At 45.5% G+C, this 24,789-nt stretch carries 11 protein-coding genes; 7 read left to right on the forward strand and 4 right to left on the reverse strand.

Annotation, left to right across the window (positions count from 1 at the left end; translation table 11 throughout):
• Window positions 1-444: 444 nt before the first annotated feature.
• From HX021_RS00080 to HX021_RS00110, 7 genes are all read left to right on the forward strand, one after another.
• Complete coding sequence (locus tag HX021_RS00080; RefSeq protein ID WP_286587320.1) at window positions 445-2,406, forward strand: alpha-L-arabinofuranosidase family protein; 1,962 nt, start codon at window positions 445-447, stop codon at window positions 2,404-2,406.
• Window positions 2,407-2,419: 13 nt separating this feature from the next.
• Window positions 2,420-4,366, forward strand: coding sequence for a glycoside hydrolase family 97 protein (locus HX021_RS00085; RefSeq protein ID WP_286587321.1), 1,947 nt, complete (start codon window positions 2,420-2,422; stop codon window positions 4,364-4,366).
• A gap of 33 nt (window positions 4,367-4,399) precedes the next feature.
• Window positions 4,400-8,416: a hybrid sensor histidine kinase/response regulator transcription factor gene (locus tag HX021_RS00090; protein WP_286587322.1), complete on the forward strand. Its 4,017-nt coding sequence runs from the start codon at window positions 4,400-4,402 to the stop codon at window positions 8,414-8,416.
• Window positions 8,417-8,682: 266 nt separating this feature from the next.
• Window positions 8,683-11,763, forward strand: coding sequence for a SusC/RagA family TonB-linked outer membrane protein (locus tag HX021_RS00095; RefSeq protein ID WP_286587324.1), 3,081 nt, complete (start codon window positions 8,683-8,685; stop codon window positions 11,761-11,763).
• Window positions 11,764-11,778: 15 nt separating this feature from the next.
• The gene (locus HX021_RS00100) at window positions 11,779-13,494 is read left to right on the forward strand and encodes a RagB/SusD family nutrient uptake outer membrane protein (protein WP_286587326.1); all 1,716 of its coding nucleotides are present in this window, start codon (window positions 11,779-11,781) and stop codon (window positions 13,492-13,494) included.
• A 74-nt stretch (window positions 13,495-13,568) separates the two neighbouring features.
• Complete coding sequence (locus tag HX021_RS00105) at window positions 13,569-15,470, forward strand: glycoside hydrolase family 43 protein (RefSeq protein ID WP_286587328.1); 1,902 nt, start codon at window positions 13,569-13,571, stop codon at window positions 15,468-15,470.
• A 26-nt stretch (window positions 15,471-15,496) separates the two neighbouring features.
• Complete coding sequence (locus HX021_RS00110; protein ID WP_286587330.1) at window positions 15,497-17,995, forward strand: glycoside hydrolase family 2 TIM barrel-domain containing protein; 2,499 nt, start codon at window positions 15,497-15,499, stop codon at window positions 17,993-17,995.
• A 9-nt stretch (window positions 17,996-18,004) separates the two neighbouring features.
• On the opposite strand, the gene HX021_RS00115 is transcribed toward HX021_RS00110, so the two are convergent.
• From HX021_RS00115 to HX021_RS00130, 4 genes are all read right to left on the reverse strand, one after another.
• Window positions 18,005-20,365: a glycoside hydrolase family 127 protein gene (locus HX021_RS00115; protein WP_286587332.1), complete on the reverse strand. Its 2,361-nt coding sequence runs from the start codon at window positions 20,363-20,365 to the stop codon at window positions 18,005-18,007.
• 277 nt (window positions 20,366-20,642) lie between these two features.
• Window positions 20,643-21,311, reverse strand: coding sequence for a hypothetical protein (locus tag HX021_RS00120; RefSeq protein WP_286587333.1), 669 nt, complete (start codon window positions 21,309-21,311; stop codon window positions 20,643-20,645).
• Window positions 21,312-21,437: 126 nt separating this feature from the next.
• Window positions 21,438-23,831: an ABC transporter permease gene (locus HX021_RS00125; RefSeq protein ID WP_286587335.1), complete on the reverse strand. Its 2,394-nt coding sequence runs from the start codon at window positions 23,829-23,831 to the stop codon at window positions 21,438-21,440.
• A 337-nt stretch (window positions 23,832-24,168) separates the two neighbouring features.
• Window positions 24,169-24,786, reverse strand: a complete 618-nt coding sequence (locus HX021_RS00130) for a hypothetical protein (RefSeq protein ID WP_286587336.1) — start codon at window positions 24,784-24,786, stop codon at window positions 24,169-24,171.
• Between the last annotated feature and the right edge of the window lie 3 nt (window positions 24,787-24,789).

The following is a 24,789-nucleotide window of genomic DNA, read 5'->3' on the forward strand; positions in this document are numbered from 1 at the left end:
CTTAGCGATTGAAAATGGGGTGCGATATTTAGCCCTTTCTTAACATCAGCTAGTAAAAATATTTTTTTTATTTAAAATATAAGTGTTAATTTGACATTAATAACCAAACTCAGCTAGAGGTAGCTTGTTCGGTACATCGTACTGGCAACGAAATGGTCCTTGCCACAACTGGGCAGACCAATCTAGCTGTTTTGTTGCGGATGGATTGATAAAGCAATTCGGATAAAAGCGGAACAGCAGTTGAGCAAGAATAATGAGAAACCTAAATCAATACAACCTGATATGATAAAATTAAAGCTAAAAATAGAAATTGCGCTGACCTTGATGAATGTCAAGTACAAGAACTCGCAGACTGGGGCCAATATGGGGTTTAGGTGATTGTATTGTAGTTAATATAAATTGTAGTTAATATAAAATGTTAGGGATAAAAATCAAATTATACAGATGAAGAAAGTTGTGTCAATGATGCTGTTGCTCACCGGGCTAAGTGCTGCGGCAATCGCACAGTCGCCAATTGAACTAACGATACAGTTGGACAAACCAAAAGGAAAAGTATCGCCACATATGTGGGGTGTTTTTTTTGAGGATATTAACCTCGGGGCTGACGGTGGAATCTATGCTGAATTGGTGAAAAATAGATCATTTGAGTTTGATCAGCCTTGGATGGGGTGGAAGAAACTTGTCGATGGGAATGAGGGGACATACTTACTATTGAACGATAATCAGCGAAAAGGAAATAAGCGCTACCTGAGATTAAACAATGGGTCGGATCTGAGATTAGGGCTACAGAATGCGGGTTTTCGTGGAATGGGGGTAAAGGCTGACGGTACGTATGAATTTAGCTTGCAGTATCGGAATTCCAGTGCCAATATGCAAATACATGTGGAGGTACTGGATGAACAGGATAACCTGATCGGAGCGACCGAACTTGCATTGGATTCGACAAGAGTATGGAAGGAGGGGGCTGCCAAATTTCGGGTAAAGGCTACCTCTGCCAAAGCAAAACTGAATGTCTGGTTTACTGGTACCGGGACACTTGATGTGGATATGCTATCCTTATTTCCGATGGATACCTGGAAAGGTAGATCAAAAGGATTGCGTAAGGACATGGTTCAGATGCTGGCAGATATGAAACCTGGATTTATTCGTTTTCCGGGAGGCTGCATCGTGGAGGGAAGGGATCTGGCCAACCGGTTCCAGTGGAAAAAAACGGTTGGGCCGATCAGCGAACGTGAATTGATCATCAATCGCTGGAATACCGAATTTAAGCACCGGCTCACGCCTGATTATTTTCAGACCTTTGGCCTGGGCTTTTATGAGTACTTCTTGCTGGCCGAAGATATTGGTGCTGCCCCAGTTCCGATTCTCAACTGTGGTATGGCCTGTCAGTTCAATACGGGAGAACTCGTGCCATTGGATCAGCTGGATGAATATGTACAGGATGCAATAGATCTGATTGAATTTGCCAATGGCTCAACAGCTACAAAATGGGGAAAATTAAGGGCAGACATGGGACATCCCGAACCCTTCCAGCTGAAGATGATCGGTGTGGGTAATGAAAATTGGGGACCGCAATATATTGAACGCCTTGCTGTGTTTAAAAAGGCACTGAATGAGAAACATCCCGAAATAGCAATAATTGCAAGCTCGGGAACGGATCCTGAGGGGGACCGCTTTGATTTTCTGGACGATAAGCTACGGGCGATGTCTATCAATATCATTGATGAGCATTATTATCGCCCACCAGCTTGGTTTTTATCGAGTGCCAGCCGCTACGATCATTATGACCGCAAGGGACCAAAGATTTTTGCCGGAGAATATGCTTCACATACCACCCGACCAAATGGCCCCGGAAAAAGTACCTGGGAGGCTGCGCTCTCCGAAGCGGCATTCATGACTGGCTTGGAGCGAAATGCTGACCTGGTAGAAATGGCATCTTATGCCCCATTATTTGGCCACGTGGATGGTTGGCAATGGTCGCCGGATTTAATCTGGGTAGACAATCTGCAGGTCTATGGAACGCCAAGCTATCAGGTCCAGAAATTATATTCCACGAATAAGGGATCGGATATTATCCCAATCAAACGGGATGGCGAGGCAGTAGCCGGAAAGGATAGCCTCTATGCTTCGGCTGTATATGATCAGCAGGCGGGCCAGCTGATTGTCAAGATCGTCAATTACAACAGCAAACCTGTACAGGTAAGTTTGGATATTCCTACGAAGAAGAAATTTGCAAAGGTAGGACAGAAAATAATATTGGCTGGAAAGGATCTGAATGCCAGCAACAGCATTGATCAACCGTTGAACATACAGCCAAGACAGGAACCTATCGCCTATAAAGGAAGTAAACTGACAGAGCGCTTAACGCCTTATTCATTCACCCTGATCAAACTTCCGACCCGGTAACGTATTTTTTGCCATGAAGAAAATAATTGTGGTTTGCGGATTATTATTAGTCTTATTTTCAAGACTGGCCGCACAAGAACTTAAGATAAATGGCCCCGATGGAAAGCTGGAGGTACATCTCTCACTGGATCAGGGCAAGCTGTATTATCGTGTAGATCTGGAAGGAAAGGTGATGCTGGAAAAGTCACCCCTGGGTTTACAGGGAGAGCATGTTGATTTGGCCAACAACCTTCGGGTGCTTGACTCAGCAACACAGGTCATTGATGTGCATTATCAAGAACCCAAGATCAAGCGCCGAAACGTGCACTATCAGGCAAATGAGCTGCGCTGCACCATGGAGAATGATGTAAAACAACAACTTGTCGTGATCTTTCGGGTCAGCAACAATGATATTGCTTTTCGTTATTTTATTCCACAGGTGGGCGAAGCTGCCAACCTCAAGGTTACCGCGGAAATGAGTGGTTTTAAGTTCCCTGAGTCAACAACAACTTTTCTCACGGCACAAGCGAACCCCATGATCGGGTGGAAGAAGACAAAACCGAGTTATGAAGAGCCCTATGGGCTGGATGAGGCTATGGGAACCGCTTCAAAATATGGTGTCGGTTATACTTTCCCTGCACTTTTCCACGTAGGTACACGCGGTTGGGTGCTGCTTTCCGAAACCGGCCTGGATGCCAGCTACTGTGGTGCCAAGCTCAATGAGGGGACAAAAGCGGGGTTGTATAAAATAGCTTTTCCTGAAGCAGGGGAAAATAATGGGATTGGCAAGGCCAACCCAACCTTGGCCTTGCCCGGTTATACGCCTTGGCGTACCCTGACGGTAGGTAATACCTTAAAACCGATCGTAGAAACGACGGTTCCGTTTGATGTTGTCGAAGCACGATTCGCCGCGTCTAAGCCTTATTCTTTCGGACGGGCAACATGGAGCTGGCTCGAATGGCAAGATGGAAGCATCAATTTTGAAGACCAGAAAAAATTTGTTGACCTGTCAGCCTCCATGGGCTATGAGTTTGTGTTGGTAGACAACTGGTGGGACGCACAGATCGGACACAAGAAAATCGAAGAACTGGCTAACTATGGCCGTCAAAAAGGTGTGGGCCTCTGCTTATGGTACAATTCCAATGGCTATTGGAATGACGCTCCCCAAACACCAAAAAACAAAATGAACAGCAGTGCCGCACGTAAAAAGGAAATGGCCTGGATGCGGTCCATCGGTATTAAAGGCATTAAAGTGGATTTTTTTGGCGGCGATAAGCAGGAGACGCTAAAACTGTACGAAGATATTTTGTCAGATGCGAATGAATATGGTCTTGCTGTGATCTTTCATGGCTGTACCTTGCCCCGGGGATGGGAACGCATGTATCCAAATTTTGTGGGAAGTGAGGCGGTACTGGCTTCTGAAAATCTGATCTTTACGCAACAGGCCAATGATACTGAAGCGCTCAACGCAACTTTGCATCCTTTTATCCGGAATACCGTGGCAGCCATGGATTTTGGTCCTGTGCTGCTCAATAAACGTCACAACCGTGAAAATAACGGGGGTACCATCCGAAGGACAACGGAAACATTTCAGCTGGCCACAGCGGTCCTGTTTCAAACTCCGGTACAGAATTTTGGTATTACACCCAATAATCTGCAGGAGATGCCAATGCATGTCATCGATTTTATGAAACAGGTACCGACCACATGGGACGAGACGGTCTTTATCGATGGCTATCCGGGCCGATATGTCGTTTTGGCCAGAAGACACCAAGAACGTTGGTATATCGCTGCAATTAACGCAGAACAAAAGGCAAAGGACATTGAGCTACAATTACCCATGCTTTCAGGAGGACCATTACAATTGATCAATGATACGGATGACCGTAAATCCAGGCAGGAAACGGTACGGCCCAAAAAAGATAAGACGATTAGACTGACGGTACAGCCGAATGGTGGGGCATTGTTGTACGGTGAATAGTTATCTTGTTGTTGTTTCCTTTTTTGTGGTCCTATGAAAAAATTGTTGATTGTTCTCGTTATTTTATGTCAATGCAAACTGTTGGTCGCACAACCAAACCGGGCTTGTTTCTTCTCTCTCGAGGATGGGCTGACCAACGAGCAAGTACTGGATGTGGTACATGATGATAACGGTTTTATGTGGGTAGCGACAGAACTGGGGTTAAACCGATTTGCGGGGAAGGCATTTAAGTCTTATTATGCTGCTGAAAAGCAGGACGGACAATCTGTCAATAGCAACGAGATCAATACCTTGTTGTATACGGATAAAAAATTGTATATCGGTACCCGTTCCAATGGCCTGAATGTACTCGACCTGAACACCAATAAATTTACCTACTACCTGCATGATCCGGCAGATCCAAAGTCCATTGCCACCAATGATATAACGGATATGATCAAGGCAAAGGATGGAACACTGTGGCTGGCGACTTATCATCAGGGGATACAGCATTTCGATCCGGCCAAAAAGGAGTTTAGTCGTTTCAATAAAAAGAACTTGGTAGGGCTTCCTGAAAATAGTATATGGTCTTTAGCGGAAGACGGTAGTGGGATGCTTTATATTGGACATGTCAAGGAAGGGCTTACGATATTGGATCCGAAGCATCGCTCCTTAAAACGATTGACCAGTCGAAATACCACCGGACAGTTGCCCAACAACGAAGTCAAAGTCTTGTTTTGTGACCGTTTTGACAATATTTGGATCGGCACACGAAAGGGGCTTGCGGTGTACCATGCCGCAAGTGGTCAGCTTAAGCATATTCCCTTGTTGAAGTCGTCGAAAAATGGAAATGAGCCCTTTGTTTATGCGATTAAGGAAATCGGAGATACCATTTGGATCGGAGCTGAATCATCCCAGCTTTTTGTATTACAGGCGGCTTATGGATACGACAAACGGGTTGAAGGTGTCAAGCAGCTGCAGGTCTATAATCTGGGAAAGGGAAATAATGCGATGGTGCAGCATATTGCCCCCGACAGATTTGGCAATGTCTGGCTTGCGGTATATGGTGGCGGTGTAGGCGTAGTCAGCCATATTCAACCCTTTTTCAATGTTTTCCCACGAGAAGGAATGCTTTCAGACCGTTTGGCCACAGTGAGCAATATTATTGTGCGTGACAATCGGACAGTGTGGTTAACGACGGAAGGCTCCGGAATTGTGGAAATGGATCAATCGGGGCATTTGCGCAAGCAGATGACACAGAAGAACGGCAGTCCTGACGATTTTGTCCTGACGGCCCTGAAGGATCATCACCAGCATATCTGGCTGGGACTGAGAAAGGGTGGTGTGGCGGTTCAGTATGCCGGAACAGCCAAATGGCATGAAATTGATCTGGGGGAACCTGTATCGGAGGTACGGGCCATGTTTGAAGATCACCGTGGTGCAATTTGGATTGCCGCATATCAGGGGCTTTTTATCTATGATCCACTGAACCATACAGTACAAAAATTATTGATCAATGATCCTATGTTGGGCGACTATGCCCCTAGAGCACTTGTCGAAGATGCACAGCATAATATGTGGGTGGGGACCTATGGACAAGGGTTGTATGTCTATGATAGCCATCGAAAATTACTTCGGAAAATGAACAGTGGCAATGGATTGCACAACAACACCATCAATCATCTGCTGCGGGATCGGAACAACAACATCTGGATAGCCACCAATCAAGGGCTAGTGCTCCAGGAGGCTCAGCAGAAAATAGGGACACTGAAAGTACCTGCCATGCCGGGTGGCAATGCCTGGTTATTCGTCAATGGACTAGCCGAAGACCAGCATGGACATATCTGGTGCTCTACCAAATCGGGCATGTTGCGCTACCTACCTCATGAGAAGCGTTTTCTTCCCTATGATCAGTCGTTCGGCCTGCCATTGGGGGGCTTTATCAATGGAAGTGTAGGGCAAGATTTATCGGGTAGGCTGTTTTTTGGGATGCAGGACGGGATATGTTATTTTGAACCCAATAAAATTCCGTCTAATCTACCGACATCACCAGTACTGATCAGCAGATTTATCGTATTCCGATCTGGCGAATTAAATGCGCAGCAGGATAAATACCCCTCACAGTCCCAGGAGATCAGACTGGATCATAATGAAAACAGCTTTCGTATTGAACTTGCGGTAATGGATTATGCCCTGGATGGACTGGTCGAATTTGGCTATCAGTTACAGGGCTTGAACAATGATTGGATTTTTCTCGGCAACGAGACCAATCTTGATTTTCGTAATATTCCTTATGGGGATCATGAGCTACTGATCCGGACACGTATGAAAAATGGACAGTGGTCGCAGACATACCAGCGTTTGCTGATCAAGATCACTCCTCCTTTTTATTTAAGCATGGCCGCCAAAATGATTTATTTTCTAATCTTTTTGTTGATTGTATATGCGCTTATTTTCTTTTATATCAAGAGAATGAAGGCTGAGTCTGAACTGAAACTTAAAGAGCGTCAGCACCTACAGGATGAGCAGCTGCATTTGGAACGGATGAATTTTTTTACGCATATCACCCATGAGCTCCGGACACCGTTAACGCTGATCCTAGGCCCGCTTGATGATCTGTCGCAGGAGAGTCGACTGTCCGCCAAACATAAAGGTCTGGTACAGACCGTCCAGAAAAGTGCGAACAGGCTGTTTACATTGGTCAATCAGCTGCTGGAATTTAGAAAGGTTGAATCGCAGTTTAAACCTCTTGTACTGGAGGCTGGTTACTTGAGTGATATGCTGGTCGACATTGTGCAGAAGTATAAAACCTTGAATACCAAGTCTAAGCTCCAGCTATTGTCGGACCTACCCAACAGGGATGTCCGCACCTTGTTTGACGCTGAAATTGTACAGTTGATCTTGGATAATCTCCTGTCCAATGCCTATAAGTACACGGATTCTGGGTATATCAAGCTGAGCTTGCAATATGAAGAATCGAATCTGTCCAATTGGGCTGTATTGTCGGTAGAGGATACTGGCTGCGGCATTCCCGCGGAAGAAATAGACCGGATTTTCGATAAATTTTATCAAATACCACGTGCAGGAGTTCAGGGTACGGGAATAGGGCTGGCCCTGGTGAAAGAACTCATGGCCATCCATCAAGGAAAGATCCATATAACAAGTACCGAAGGTGTGGGGACGAAGGTATCACTGCGATTCCTGGCAAATAAAGTTGTGGCTGACAAGGGGGATGAGACAGACTTAGACCTGGAAGCGCAACCCGATGTAATGGAAAATGCCCGGCCTCTTGTTCTTTTGGTTGAAGATGATGCTGATCTGCGTGAATATTTGGGAAATACGCTACAGCTAAACTATGATGTTTTGTTGGCAGAAAATGGTGCTATTGGCTTTGAAGTGGCTCAAACAAATGTACCGGACCTGATCATAAGTGATGTAATGATGCCGGACATGGATGGTTTTACACTGGCAGAAAAATTGAAAACCGAACGGGCGACAAGCCATGTCCCTTTCATTGTACTGACGGCCAAGGATACAGAACTGGACCGTCAGCGGGGCTACGATCTTGGGGTTGATTCTTACTTGATCAAACCGGTCGGAGGGGCCCTGCTGTTTAAACGTATCGACAACCTATTGCGTAAGCAGAGAGCTATGAATAGTTGGATTTTACAGAAAATAAAATCCGATGAGCCAGCAGATGGACCAAACAGGCAGGTAGAGAGAAAAGATGCATTGTGGCGTGAAAATGTATTTGTACAGGATTTTGTGTCTATTGTGGAGCAACATATGCAGGATGAGGTATTGGATGCGGCCACCTTGGCCGAAAGAATGAATATGAGCCAATCGACCTTATACCGAAAACTCAAAGGCATCACAGGCAAGAATATCAATCAGCTGGTGCGTAAAATACGGATACACCGGGCCGCTGAATTGCTTCGGTCGGGGGCGTACAATGTGACTGAAGTCTCCTTTATGGTAGGAATCAATAGTGCCATCTATTTTAGACAGTGCTTTAAAGAAGAATTTGGACAGCTCCCATCAGAATACCAAAAGTCCGATATGAAGACCTGACCATGGAGTCGTTAGATTGCTGAAATGTTAGAAATAGACGCCAATTGCTGCGAAAACCTGCTTTTTGACCGAAAATTATATGGTATTTGACGGATTTGTATACGGTCTGATGCTTTAAAATCCCCTAAGTTTGATCGTATAATCAATTATAAATCTGGGTAGGGAGCAGCAATGCGACTCATGTAACGCATGTAAACTATAGTTTATCACCTCATTGTCTTTTCTGACTGGATTATATTATTTAATGTTTAATCGTATAGAAATTTATGAACAACCTAAAAATTGTTTCTTTGTATACGATGTTGAGCGTTGCGCCAACATTGTTATACGCCCAGGGGAAAATTACAGGGCAGGTCTTGAATGATGCCAATGAACCTATTATAGGTGCAAGCGTGGTTGTCGATGGTGGAGGAAAGGGGACTTCAACAGACAGATCGGGGAAATTTGAACTGAACGCCAGCAAAGGTATCCTCATTGTATCTTTTGTCGGTTACAAAACGCAACGGGTACCATTCAGTGAAACGACAAATCTGAAAATACGGCTGGAAAATGATGATCATGTGCTGGAAGACGTTGTGGTCGTCGGCTATGGTACACAGCGTAAAGCTACAGTGACGGGTTCTATTTCGGAGGTAAAGGGCAAGGACCTGGTGAAAAGCCCGCAGCCGAATCTGTCCAATTCGCTCGCCGGACGTTTTTCAGGTGTGGTGATCAATAACCGTAGTGGCGAGCCAGGCTATGATGGTTCGTCCATTACCGTACGCGGACAGGCGACAACGGGAAGTAACGATGTGTTGGTCGTGGTGGATGGTGTACCTGGACAGGTAGGTGGTCTGGAGCGTTTGGATCCCAATGATATTGAAAGCATTTCGGTCCTAAAAGATGCTTCAGCGGCTATTTATGGTAATCGAGCAGCCAATGGTGTTATTCTAGTGACTACCAAACGTGGAAAAAGTGGTAAACCCGCGATCACTTATAGTGGCAACCAGGGATTCAGCTCACCAACACGACTGCCGAAGATGGCTGATGCAGCAACATACGCCATACTACGCAATGAAATAGCCTATGGCAATAGTCCGGCCGAAGGAATGAATCAGATTTATTCGACAGAACAAATTCAACAGTTTAGGGATGGTTCGGATCCTTTGCTGTATCCGAATACCGATTGGGCGAATATCACATTGAAAAATACAGCTTTACAAAGTCAGCATAACCTGTCAGTGGCGGGTGGTACTGAAGATATACGGTACTTTATGTCTCTGGGAACAGTACGTCAGGATGGGCTGTACAAAAATGGTGTCACCAAGTACAAGCAATATAATTTTAGGACAAATCTTGAAGCTGATATTACAGATCGGTTTAAGGTAGGACTGTCCCTGTCGGGCAGACAGGAAGACCGTAAATTTCCAATTGCCTCGGCTGGTGATATCTTTCGTTCGATCTACCGGGCTTATCCTACTGTCAGCGCATATTATCCCAATGGATTGCCCACCAGGGGAATCGAAGGATCTAACCCGGCTTTGATGGTAACGGATATCGGTGGGACAGTAGATAACCCAAAGCAGGTGTTTAATGGTATTCTAAAAGCGAGTTACCGGCTCCCATGGGTAGAGGGCTTATCTGTGGATGGCTTTTTTGCAGTGGATAAGTCGACAAATTTTGGAAAAAACTTTAGTGTTCCCTATGTTCTCAATACCTACAACCAGGGGAAAGATACTTACGAGGAGTCAATCGTGGGAGGGAACAACAATAAGGCTACCTTGACTGAATCACATACCAATGAATCGTTGATCACAAGTAACCTGAAGCTGAACTTTGATAGAAAATTTGGTGATCACGCAATCAATGCCTTTGTCGGGTACGAGCAAAGTAAACGGCATCTGGAATATTTTGATGCCCAGCGATTCAATTATCTTTCAACCCAGTTGCCTGAGCTCTCACAGGGGGGATCGGCTTCCACAGATTATTTGAATTCGGGGTATAGTACCAATTATACAAGGCAAAGTATCATTAGCCGTATCGCGTATAATTATGGGGAAAAATACCTCTTTGAAGGTCAGCTGCGGGCAGATGGATCATCTATTTTTCCCGATGGCAAAAGATGGGGCTATTTCCCTTCCGTATCGGCAGGATGGCGTATCAGCAAGGAAGACTGGTTTGCGGATAATGTCGGCTTTTTCGATGATGTGAAGATCAGGGCTTCTTATGGTACGCTGGGCAATGACAATGTCAATGGATTCCAGTATTTTGACAATTATACCTTGGTCGGCAATGGCCTGGTGGCTCTTTTAAATGATAAAAGCCAGATCACACCAAATGTTAAATTGGCAAAATTGGCTAACCCAGGAATAACCTGGGAGGTATCCAAGAAACTGGATGTTGGCCTAAATGCACAATTCTTAAAAAACTTCAGCGTAGAAGCGATCTATTTTCAACAGAAAAGGTCTGATATCCTAACGACCCGCAACGCGTCTATACCTGCGATATCAGGTATCGTTAACCCTTATGATGCCGATCCGCTTGTACCCTCTGAAAATATAGGTAAAGTAAATAGTAAAGGGATAGAAGCAACACTGAGTTATCAAAAACCTGGTGATTTTAGCTGGGGTGCATCGGGTAATTTTACCCTCGCTAAAAGTGAAATAGTCTTCATTGATGAAGCTAGCGGCACCTTGGAGCATCAGCGCCAGACCGGAAGACCACTGGGGACCTATTTATTATATCACGCCGTTGGTTTGAATAGGACTGCTGCGGACCTTGAAGGAGCACCGCAGGCGCCAGGGGCTCAAATCGGAGACTTGATTTATGAGGACTATAATCAAGACGGCAAGATAACAGCCGATGATATGCTGCGGACCAAATATGGTAATATCCCACAGATTACCTATGGTTTCAACTTGAATGCCGCTTACAAAAATGTAGACATCTCCGTTTTGTTTGCCGGACAGGCAAAAGTAAGCCAGTATGTGCTTCCTGAATCGGGAACGGTAGGCAACTTCTACAGCAGTTGGGCGGATAATCGCTTTAATGATATCAACAATCCCGATGGAACCTATCCAAAAGTGTCCGAACGCGCATCTTCGGCCGTCAGTGGCGGTCTATATAGCAATACTTTTTGGTTGAACAATGCTTCATTCCTGCGCCTGAAAAATGTGGAAATCGGGTATACCTTACCAAGTCAGGCACTGTCGCGGCTCAAGCTGGGGGGGCTCCGGTTTTACGTGAATGGATTCAACCTCCTGACATGGACGAAAGTCAAGGACTATGATCCAGAAGGAAATAGCGGCAGCGGTCAATTTTATCCGCAGCAACGGATTATCAATGTAGGTGTAAATTTAAAATTCTAAGGAGGAAGATAACAGATGAAATCTTTAAGTAAATATATGCTGCCCCTAGTTTTGGGCACGACGATCTTCTCGGCTTGCAATAAAAACCTATTGGACGTAACAGCCACAGATCGTATTTCAACCGAAGCTATAGAGACGGATACAGCCGTTTTGGAAGCTTTTATCATCAATAGATATATCGGCGAACGGGTCATATCCAACGAAGCGGATGGGACCAATCCGGGGTTTGGGCGGGGCTTTGAATATGCTCTTTGGTCCTCGCTGACAGACGAATCGATGTATACCAATGATGACAACACCTGGCTCATTATCCGTGGACAGTTGTCTCCAGAAAATCTAGGCGCTGCAGGTTCGCTCTGGGCACGTAGCTACCGCAGTATCCGGGAGTGCAATTATGCGAAGCAAGTATTGGCCAAGATACCAATGAGCCCATCACATAAGCGGCAGCTGGAAGGAGAAATTCAATTTATACGGGCATTCCGCTATCATGACCTGATTCGAAATTTTGGTCGTGTCGTATTGATGGGAGATACCGTTTATGGTTTGAAAGATGACCTGACCACTGCGCGCCTATTTGAGCGAAAATCCATTCAGGAAGGAATAAACTATGTCATCAATGAACTGAATGCGGCAATTGAAAAATTGCCTATGGACAACAACGATGGAAACTGGGTAACCGGCCGCGCGACAAAAGGAGCGGCAATGGCACTGAAATCAAGACTGCTGCTCTATGCGGCAAGCCCGCTCTATGCTGCAGGCAGCTGGGCAGCAGCAGCGCAAGCTGCGCAGGACCTCATAGCACTCCATAAATATAGTTTGTATACTGGTGGATATCAATCCTTGTTTTTGACAGACCGAAACCCTGAAACCATCTTCGCCCGTTACTATACAAAAAATGCAAATCACGTGCATCTGGAAATTGCTAATGGGCCGAACGGTTATGGTGGATGGGGTGGCAATACACCTTACCAAAACTTGGTTGATGCTTATGAAATGAAAAATGGGAAAGCTCCCTTTCATGAAGATGGTACGGTCAATGCCGCGTCGGGATATGATCCTCAGAATCCTTATATCAACCGTGACCCACGTTTTGAGGCAACCATCTTATATAATGGTTCAATGTATCGGGGAAGGGCTGTTGAAACCTTTACACCTGGGGGACAGGATAGTCCAGAAGGAAATGATAATTGGAATACCTCAAAAACAGGATATTATTTGCGTAAATTTATGAACGACGCTTATCCACTGCAGAATCCTTGGGGAAATGCTGGATTCCAACCGTGGAATTATTTTCGCTATGCCGAAATCTTATTGAATTATGCCGAAGCTGCAAATGAGGCCTATGGCCCGGATGTCGTTCCTACCGGTGGAACCCTGACTGCCAGACAGGCACTGAATCTGGTACGGGCTAGACCTTCAGTGGAGATGCCTGCAATTCCGGTAGGACAATCGAAGGAGGAATTTAGAAAAAATGTACGTTATGAACGTCGGGTGGAGCTGGCATTTGAAGAACATCGTTTCTATGATGTCCGGAGATGGAAGATCGCCATGGAAACGGAGAATGTTCCGGCATATGGGGTGACAATAACAAAGGGAAACAATGGCCTGACCTATAAACGGAAAGAGGCATTGTCTGGACGCCTGTTTGAAGAAAAACACTATTGGCTTCCAATTCCACGTAGTGAAATATTGTCATCTAATGGACAGCTGGAGCAAAATCCAGGTTATTAATCGTCTTCCCGGCTGTGGAATGGGCCGGGAAGATGATACATAGAAAAACTAAGTTTTTACAAATAATTTAATACATGCGAATTACAATCATAATACTCTTATGGATACATATCGGGGCAACTGTCTCCGCTCAACCCTATCAATATGGTCCGGCGGACAAAGACTTTGCTGGTTATCTTTTTGCCTATTTCAAAGGAAATGCCGTAGCGGATGAGGCGGTGTGCTTTGCCATCAGTACGGATGGCTATAATTATCGGGCCCTGAATGATAATCGGCCAGTACTGGACTCGAAAACCATCAGCAAAACTGGTGGTGTGCGGGATCCACATATCCTAAGGGGCGTGGATGGAAAGTCTTTCTATATGGTGCTCACCGATATGACCTCATCCAAAGGCTGGGACTCCAACCGGGGGATGGTCTTGCTTAAATCTGATGACCTGCTGCATTGGTCGCATCAGACGATCGATATCCAGCAACGCTTTCATGGACAGGAAAATTTAAAACGCGTATGGGCTCCCCAGACCATATTTGATCCTGCAGCCGGAAAGTATATGGTCTACTGGTCCATGCAACATGGAAATGGACCGGATATCATCTATTATGCCTATACCAATAAGGAGTTTACGGATTTTGAAACAGAACCACAGGTACTGTTCCTTCCTCAAAATGGTAAATCTTGCATCGATGGGGATATCATGGAAAAGGATGGCTTATTCTACCTGTTTTATAAAACTGAAGGTCATGGTAACGGGATCAAGCTCGCTACAACGGACCTCCTGACATCGGGCAAATGGACCGAACAGCCAGGATATAAACAGCAGACCAAAGATGCTGTAGAAGGCTCCAGCGTATTTAAGCTGAACCAGACTAATCAATATATCCTCATGTATGATGTCTACGGAAAAGGAAAATATCAATTTTGTATCTCAGATGACCTTGATCGCTTTAAGGTAATTGATCATGAGATCAAGATGGATTTCCATCCTCGGCACGGGACGATCATCCCTGTGACCAGGCAGGAACTCATTCAGCTGACTTCACATTGGGGCATACCCAAAGACATGCGGCTGGCACTGAAAAAGAACCCGGTGCTGGATGGCTTTTATGCCGATCCAGATATTCTGTATTCCAATAAAACAAAAAAATACTATATCTATCCGACTAGCGACAGCTTTGATGGCTGGGGTGGTTTTTATTTTAAGACTTTCTCCTCCACTGATTTTGTACATTGGAAGGATGAAGGGGTCATCTTGGACCTCAAAAAGGATGTCGCTTGGGGTCCTCGAAATGCCTGGGCACCTACCATTACAGAGAAAAAGGTGAATGGCACTTATCAATATTACTATTATTTTACGGCAGCACAGAAAATAGGGGTGGCGGTATCGGATCAGCCTACCGGGCCCTTCAAAGATTCGGGTAAGCCGCTGATCGATTTCAAACCCGAAGGGATAAAAAGAGGTCAGGAGATTGATCCTGCAGTGTTCAATGACCCTAAATCGGACAAAAGCTTTTTGTATTGGGGAAATGGTTATCTGGCAGTTGCCGAACTCAATAAGGATATGATTTCCATCAAGAAAAACACGATTAAAGTACTGACACCGGACAGCACATTTCGGGAAGGTGCCTATGTCATCTATCGCAATGGGCTTTACTATTTCTTTTGGTCGGAAGATGATACCCGAAGTGAAAATTACCGGGTGCGTTACGGAACTTCGACTTCGCCTTATGGTCCTATAACTGTGCCTGAGAACAATCTGATTTTACAGAAAGATCCTGCCAAAGGGATCTATGGTACCGGACATAACTCCGTCTTGCAGCTCCCGGGTACTGATGAGTGGTATATTGTGTACCACCGGTTCAATTATCCAAGAGGTATCGAGATGGGGGATGCCGCCGGATTTAACAGGGAGGTGTGCATAGACCGTTTATATTTTGATGCCCGGGGTAATATATTGCCTGTCATTCCCAGCCACTAGCCAAATAAACCTAAACCAAAAGTACAATGAGAAAAATAGTTAAAAATATAATGATCCTATCGGCATCTATATGGATGGGGACTGGTGTTTTACATGCCCAGCCTGGATTTGGCACTGCCGAGCAAATGAATGCTAACTGGTACTTTCATCTGGGGGATATGGCGCCCCAGGCTTTAAAAGAAATCAGTGACCATACATGGAAGGAGGTCAGGTTGCCGCACGACTGGGGAGTGAAATACCCGCTGAATCCAAGCCTGGCCAGTGCGACAGGATATCTACCCGGAGGTATAGGCTGGTACCGGAAACAGCTGCCGGTACGAGCAGAAGATCAGGGAAAAAAAATATTCCTTTATTTTGAAGGTGTCTATAACCGGAGTGAGGTTTATGTCAATGGTAAATCCGTAGGGAACCGCCCCAATGGTTATGTGTCGTTCTCTTATGATATAACACCCTATATTGAATTTGGAAAAGAAAATAACATCGCTGTCCGGGTAGATCATAGCCATAGCGCTGATTCGCGCTGGTATACGGGATCGGGTATCTATCGTGATGTGTGGATCGTAAAATCAAATCCAATCCACATAGACCAATGGGGGGTGTATGCCTATCCGGAACTCAAAGGAAGAAAGGGCTTGTTAAATACGGAAGTCACTGTAGTCAATAGTGGGACTACAGCCGGCCCCGTGACAGTAGCACAGGAGCTGGTCGATGTGCGGGGACAGGTCGTCGCAAAAAAATCGCAAAAACTTAGCGTTGCCACAGGGGATAAAAAGATCCTACAGCAACAGCTCACCGTCATGAATCCCAGGCTATGGAGTCTAGACCAGCCGGTGCAGTATACCTTGCGGACAACGCTATGGCAAAATGGGAAAACAATAGATCACTCGGAGGTAAAGACTGGTTTCAGGACTTTTACATTTGACCCTGATAAGGGCTTTGCCTTAAATAATGAATGGATGAAGGTGAAGGGTGTCTGTGTGCATCATGATGCTGGAGTGCTTGGAGCTGAGGTCTACCCCGAAGTATGGCGACGTCGCTTGCTCACCTTAAAATCGCTGGGCGTAAATGCGATACGTACCAGCCATAATCCGCAGGCCTCTTCTTTATATGCGCTATGTGATGAGCTTGGCCTCTTGGTCATGGATGAAGCATTTGATGAATGGGAGTTTCCGAAAAGAAAGTGGCTGCAGGGCTGGAATGTTGGTACACCGGGGTTTGAAGGGGCTTATGATTTTTTTGAAGAATGGGGAGAGCGGGACTTGGCTGATATGGTGAAACGGGACCGGAATCACCTCTCTATTTTCGCATGGAGCATAGGCAATGAAGTGGATTACCCGAATGATCCTTATTCGCATCCTATCCTGGACGGTGAAAAAAAAGAGGGTGGTTTTACACAGGCGTCGTATGGGGGCTATAAAAAAGAGGCTCCGGATGCGATGCGTCTGGGTGATATCGCTAAGCGCCTTGCTGCGATAGTAAAAAAATATGACCGAAGCCGGGCGGTGACAGCTGGTCTGGCGGGTGTGGCCATGTCCAACGAAACGGCCTATCCTGGGGCGCTTGATATCGCGGGGTATAACTATACCGAAAGCCGCTACCAGCAGGATCATGAGCGCTATCCAGAACGTGTTATTTTTGGAAGTGAAAATAGACATGATCTTTCCGCTTGGTTGGCCGTACGTGACAATGCGCATATATTTGGACAGTTTTTGTGGACGGGGATCGATTATCTCGGTGAATCAGGCCGTTGGCCTTCGCGTGGATTTTACTCCGGTCTACTGGATTTTGCGGGCTTTGTCAAACCACGAGGCTATTACCGCCAGTCGCTATGGACTAAACAGCCAATGGCTTACCTGGGTACCTATCCCTTAGGTGGGGCGCCAGGGACGACAGATGCTTGGTCAGCCTTGGAATCACAACAGGGGCGTTGGAAAAATGAGGCTCCTTCAATGGATGCCTGGCCAATCTGGAATTATCAGGATGGTCAGCAGATCCGGGTGGTCTGTTATACCAATAGCGCCCGGGCCCGACTTGAACTCAATGGAAAGATCGTTGGAGAAGAAAAAAATTATGACGGGAAAACAGGAATTATCTATTGGGATATTCCCTATGCAAAGGGTAAGTTGGAGGTAGTGGGGATGGATACAACCGGAAAAGAGGCTGTCCGCCATACCATTCAGTCTAGCCAGCGTCCAGCGTCCATTGTCGCCCGCCTTGTGGGGGATAAGACAATCAAAGCTGGTGCTGTTGTCCAGATTGCTCTACAGATAGTGGATGAAGATGGACTTCCGGTGATCCTGTCTGAAAATGAACTCCGCTGTGCTGTGGTCGGCAATGCACGTCTATTGGGTATGGAAGCTGGAAATAATACGGATATGGGTGACTATACGGATAATAGACAGCGGGTTTATCATGGAAAAATGATAGCTTATGTCCAGGCTCTTGGTAAATCGGGTGATAAAATAAACATTCGCTTTACTTCTCCTTGGCTGCAACCAGCCACAGTGACCTGTGTGATTAATTGATCGCACAGGTCAATCGGACCGGAGGGTTCGTATTTCTAAAATTTTGTGACTAGGGGACTTCTGTGTTCCCTTAATTTTTACTTCCATCGTCGGAGCCTTTAAGGCTTCTTTTGGAAGTTGGACTCTCAGGGTTGTGGAGCCCGGACCATTCGCTGTGTTTTCTAATGTTTCAACCAGGAGTCCATTGACCAGGATCTCGGTGGTCCGGGGGCTAGTGTCGGTTAGAAATTTTATATATAGGATGCTACTATCGGTATGCTTCAGCTGGTAACTGAACCAGCCTGTGGCTTCTCGCCAACGGGTATCTTCTGTAACTCCAGAGGTGCTATTTTCTTCGTGGAAAGAGTGATCCGATTCGGGCTGTTGTTCGCCGGCGGTTACCTTGTCCACGGTGATCGCCGTGAGGGCAAGATTTTCGCGTTCTTCTTGATCGATCTTCTTCTGGAGCTCCTCAAGTTTTGCAGCTGTTGTCTGTGGCCAATAAAGTATGTAGCGGCTGTCGTGGATACCATAGAAAGGCTCGAGTTCCATATTAAGACTATCTTTTCCTCGGTGCAGCCCTGTAAGATAATAATGCAGTGGTTTGGAAGAGATCGGTTGCACAAGTGCCGGAATGGCAGCTGGATCGGCTGTTAATATCGGGATTTCGCGCAGGGGAATCTGCTTACCGGATGCAATATGGCCCATTCGGCTATCATCGGATTTTAGGCCGCGCAAATCTGCTGTGCCCGAACGTGCAGCAAGCACAATAGGGCCGCATAATATACTATAGTAGTGACTCTGATCGGGCAATTGCTCGATATGGATGCCCATGGGCAGTTCCATATGTAACAGGTCGCCGGGGCTCCAGGTACGTTTTATCTTGAGATGCGTTGCAGTAGAATCAACGGCCTTGTAGACCTGGCCGTTGATTGATATGACCGGTACGGAGGTGAGCCATGCTGGCCTGCGTAGATATAATGTAAATTCACTTTTCTTTTTGGCATTAATTTTTAACGTGGTATAGGCTTCCTGTGGAAAATTGTTGTCCTGAATGATCTCAATATGTTTTTCTTTCCAGTGTAATTGTGATGGAATAAAAAGATTAACATACAGTTCGTCGTGCTTATGTGCATAAATCATCTCCCCATATTTGGCGTGGTTTTCCATGCCAGAACCTACACAGCACCACATGCTTGTCTGGGGTTGAGAATAGACACGATAATGGCCGGGACGCATTTGTGTAAAATAGACGAAACCGCCATGCTCGGGATGTTGGGACGATAGGATGTGGTTGTATAGCGCACGCTCGTAAAAATCTAGATATTTTCCCTGTGGGTCTGTGCGGTACAGCATTTTTGTCAACCGTAACATATTATAGGTGTTACAAGTTTCGGGTCCTTCGATGCTGTGGACCATCTTCGAAAAATCGTCTGTCGGATTAAAATGCTCACTGACACTATTGCCGCCGATGGCAATCGATCGATGTTGGACAACATTGTCCCAAAAATAACGGACGGCATCGGCCCATTGTTGATCGTTGGAAAGCTCAGCTATTCGTTTAAAACCGAGGACTTTCGGTATTTGCGTATTGGCATGCAACCCCGTCAGCTGATCCTGATGCTGTGTCAATGGGAGTAAAATGGACTGGTGGCTAAACTTACGTGCAAGTTTGAGGTAACGCGGATCTTGTGTGATCGCTGCAACATCAGCAAAGGTTTCGTTGAGCCCCCCATGTTCACTACGTAGCATATCCTGAATCTGTGCTTCAGACAATTGGGAAACCAATTGGATAGCCCAGTCCGTCATACGAATGAGCATGCTCTTTGCCGTCTGATCTGCTGTTAACAAATAGGCGTCACGCAGTCCGGCGTAAGTTTTGTGAATGTTATAAAGGGGAACCCATTTTCCATTTAAACTAAACGTACCCGACCGGATATTTCCCTGTTGGATTTCTTCCCAAATCAGTTTGCCTCCGGGGACACCACCTATATACCCATTACCATTGGCTTGCTGACATTGTTGTAGCGTTGAAATCATGTAATCGAGTCGTGCTTTGATACGTGCATCGCCGGTGGAAGCATACATGTAGGAAAGAGCCGAAAGGTAATGTCCACCAATATGCCCGTCTAGACCCGTGTTTTCCCAGTTTGTATAGGACTCTTTTTTGCGCGGTAGCCCTGCTTCTCGTAGAAAAGGGGCCAGTAGACGATCCTGATCCAGCTCCAATAAGTATAATAGATCGAGCTGCTGGGCATGCTTAAAAGGACTAGGCAGTAATCTGACATCCCGTAAATCGAAATAGTGAAGCTGCTGGGGCTCTTGTGCATGTATTGAGAAGCTAAATGCTGCGGTAAAAATAAGCGACAAAAAAATACGTATTAATTTCATGGCGTTGTAAATTATTCCTATGGACAGCAAATGGAAAAGATGCTGCAATTTTGGTTAGTGGCCTGATTTTAAACGTGTAGGCCAGTAAATCAAAGATATGAATTATAGGAATATTGTTAAATGTTTTTTTTACATTTATTTTTTAATCGGTGATTGCTTGCTATCAAATAAATGAAAAAGCGTTAAAACTGGTCCAGATTCCGATGAAATACGGCGCAACGAGGACTGGATCAATGTACAGTCCACTATATTGTACCATACATTTTAAATTGAGTAGCTATTGGGATACATGATACCCCGTAATGACCGCATCGTTTAGGGCTTTCTCAGAAATGATATCGATATTGAGGTTGACTTTATTTCCTATAGGATCCAATGAAATAAAATAACTGACATTTCCTTTCACATAAAATAGTTGCTGTGGATAATGCAATACTTCCGTGTTAAAATCATCTTTATAGACCTGCACTGTATTGGGGAATGCTTTTTCAAGGGAGGACTTTACGCTGGCGTCGATACTTTTTAACTCAATGGAGTCCGCATCCAAACCATTTGGTTCCCCAAGCTCTCTAATGAAGGTGCTAAAATAGTCATCTACAGCACTCTCATGGGCCTTTATGGAGATAAAGGCTACGCTGTCACGATAGACAACAACTTTGGCTCCATAGTCTTCATTGATGGCTTTACCCTGGAATTTTACGTCAACTGCTTTTTCCTGATCGAAATTGTAGATGCTGGCTTCCTCTCCTTCATCAACTAGTTCTAATGTACCATTGTTGGATGCATAATGTCCATGTTGAATGGTCTTTTTACTGGCATTGGACTCAAAGTTTGCTTCGGCAGGTTGACCTACCTTATTGTATAGGTCAATGGCTTGTGGAGTCGATTGACAGCCCAGCAAAATGAGCGAAAATAAGCCTGAGGTCCAAGTCGTGATTTTATACATGCTTTACTTTTTTTGGATACATCGTATGAAAACTGCTCCATAAAACAGCCTTACTTCATACACCTATGTTGTATAGATAACAAAAAGATGAGCAGCATGTTTGCCAATTTTTATTTTCATGAGATGTTATTCATCCCGCAGGCTATCCACTATATTGGTGCTGGCAGCCCGAAATGCCTGCCAGGCGATGGTCGACCAGGCGATGAGCAGGGCGAGTCCCGCGGCCAGGGCAAACATCCACCATTGGATCGTAATGCGGTAGGCATAAGCCTGCAGCCAGTTGTTCATGATCAACCAGGCCAGTGGGGCGGCCACCAAAAATGCGATTAAGACGAGCTTGATAAAATCTTTGGAGAGGAGTACAACAATGCTGGAGACAGAAGAACCTAATACTTTTCGCACACCGATCTCTTTTACCCGGGTATTGATCGTCAGTAAAGCCAGCGCAAACAGGCCTAAACAAGAGATGATGATTGCGATACTTGTTCCACAGATCACGATCTTGGAGAAAGTCTGTTCCGATTGATAGAGATTTTGTGTGTTTTCATCCAGATAGGAAGCTTTTATGGTGGATTTAGGATTCACCTGCTTCCAGATGCTATTGATTTTATCCAACGTTTCGGCAAATTGCTGGGTTTCTACCCGGACAAAGATATAGGCTACATCAAAAACATGGGGGTTGACAGAGATGGTTAGTGGCTCAACCTGTGCCTTTAAATCCTGAAAATTAAAATCATCCATCAGCCCGATTACGGTACCACCACCGTTGAGATCGATCTTTTTACCAAGAACTTGATCAATTCCCCCAAGTTGTGCGGCCATAGCCTTATTGATAATGAGTGCGGTACTGTCGGTAGCAAAGCTTTGATCAAAGTCCCGGCCTGCAAGTAATTTGATGCCCAACGTATTCAGGTAGTCATAACCCACTACCATGTAATTGGTATTGATTTCTTTATTTTCATACTCAAAGCCAAAGATGCTCTTGGACAGCGATCCGTCATGGCCTTTACCAATATTGATATCCGAGGCGCTGACCGATTTGACCCAGGGCTGTGCGGCCAACGCATGACGCATGCGTTTGAGGGCATCTTGTTTGTTGATGCCTGAACCGATCGGGATACTGACGACTTCTGTTTTGTTAAATCCCAATGGCTTGTGGGCAATATAGTTCATCTGTGCACTGATGACAATGGTCGCTATAATGAGGATAATTGAGATCACAAATTGCAGTACCGTCAAGGAGCTTCGCAGGTTGGATGACTTAAGTTTGTTGGCACCCTTCAAAGACTGGATGATATTGGAACGCGCGGCCCTAAATGCAGGCAAGCCTCCCGCAATAAGCGATAAGACTAAAAATACCAAGAGAAAAATAACGAGGTTCTGGATGTTGAAAAGCTGGCTGATCTTTAACTGGTAGTTCATGGTGGCGTTAAACTGCGGCAGGAGCAGGTAAACCATGCCCAAGCCGATTAAAAGGGCAATGACGCAGAGGATAAAGGACTCCAAGGTCAGTTGCCGGACAATAGCCCAAGTGGTACCACCCAAGGTCTTTCGGGTTCCGATCTCCCGGTTTCTAGTGATGGAATTTGCCAGGGAAAGATTGATGAAATTTGAAGCGGCAATAAATAAGATCAGTCCGGAAATAAGCAACAATACCCAGGGGAAATTGGACGACATGGAGGATCCCTGAGTAAAGTCATTCAGGTGAAGCTTGGATAGTGGCAAGAGATGGAAGCTGTAATAATTGCCTGCAGCATCGGCTTTGCCGCCGTCGCGTTTCAGACGGTCGATATTGGTTTTGAAGAACTGTGCGGTAAATGCTTTGGTTACTTGCGCGAAGTTGACGTCTTCCACATCGGTTTTCATTTTGACAAATACTTGATGGTCCAGATTGTCCCATAGTTTCATCTGCTCTTGATAACCGGGTTTATTTTCAAATCTGAATAGGGCAGAAAATGTGAGGGTGGAATTGGCCGGAATATCCTTTAAAATGGCGCTGACAGTGGCCGATTGCCAATTGCCACCATTGTTGACCTCAAGCTGCCTGCCAATGACATCGGTACTGCCAAATAGGTTTTTGGCCATACTTTCGGTCAATACCAAATTTCCGAGGTCGGAAAGGGCCTGCTGATTACCCCTAACGAATGGGAAATTAAACATCGCGAAAAAGTCAGGGTCGACAAACTTATTGTTTGCCGAAAACTCTTTGTCGCCATTTTTTAAGAAGATGGTGCTGTTGGCATAGCGCGTAATACGTTCGATCCCTGGAATATCTTTTTTCAGCTGTGGAGCCAATGGTGCTGGCATGGTTGCATCCCTTTTCTGCCCGGTTGCTGGTTCCGAACTTTTGTATATCATGGCAATCCGGTTGCTCTCCGAATGAAAATTGTCAAAAGATAGTTCGAACATCGCTGTCAAAAACAGTACCGTTGAGGCGGTGATTGCAATAGCCAATCCAATGATGTGGATGGCACTCAGTGATTTGGTCTTTAATAAGGATCTCCAAGCTGTTTTTAGCATAACCTTCGTGTTGAAATTTGCATCGTAGCCTGCAGGTGATCTGCCTGAAACAGTCGGGACATAATACCTGGCGCGATTTGATGTTGTCAATTAAAAAAATCAGTTCTGAAAAGAAAAACCAATTTATTTGCCAATGATTCAATATATTGAAATATAGTGTTTTATGTATTTATGGGCTGATGGATATGTTCATTATCGAACGATGTATTGTTCGATAATGAACGTTTAAGTGGTATGACAACTGGCTGAATAAGAAGCGGATCAAAAGAGCTTTCCTCCAGATAATTCAAAGGAAAAATGCTGATGCTGCATTGGCGATAATCTATCCAATAAGCCTTTAGTCAGTCCGGTTGAGACGGCTGAAGGTTCCCGCATGGAAAATGTATTTGTCCGGCCCTTGTTTCCAGCTTGTTTTTCCCTGATTGAAGTGCAGCAATTTATAATCTACGGTAACGGTATCTTGTTGGATGCCAAAGGAAAGGGCAGCGTAGTCCGTAAAGCTGGATGCACCACTGGGACGTAGGTAGCAATCCTGTGCCAGGGCCAGCTTAGCTACTGTATCGGTGGGGAAATAGTTCTGGATAAGCGCTTTATGTGCTGTTGAACCCTGCTTGCCCAGTTTTAAAGCTGTGGTCAATGCACAGTTTTCCCCGTCGCAGTCAGACCCACCCGTGGCTGCATAGAGCGCCGCCAATGCACGTAGGGGCTCCTCAAGGCTGTCCAGGGCAGCGCTCTTGATGATTCCGGGAATCTCCTGTGATGCTTGGATCAGCACGATGGTCTGATTGCTGCTGGAAAGCTTGTTTCTGCTGGAGTCTGGCTCCGGGGCAGGGCTTTCACTCGGAAGGGCCGTTGCGGTTGAAGCTGTCCTTTTCGCCGGACTGCCATGGCCACATGCTGTAGCGAAGAGTGCGGCGCTGATGGCAATCCGTAAACTTTTTGGTCGTATTTCCATAAA

Origin of the sequence: Sphingobacterium sp. N143 (assembly GCF_030325625.1) — a bacterium.
Taxonomy (GTDB): domain Bacteria; phylum Bacteroidota; class Bacteroidia; order Sphingobacteriales; family Sphingobacteriaceae; genus Sphingobacterium.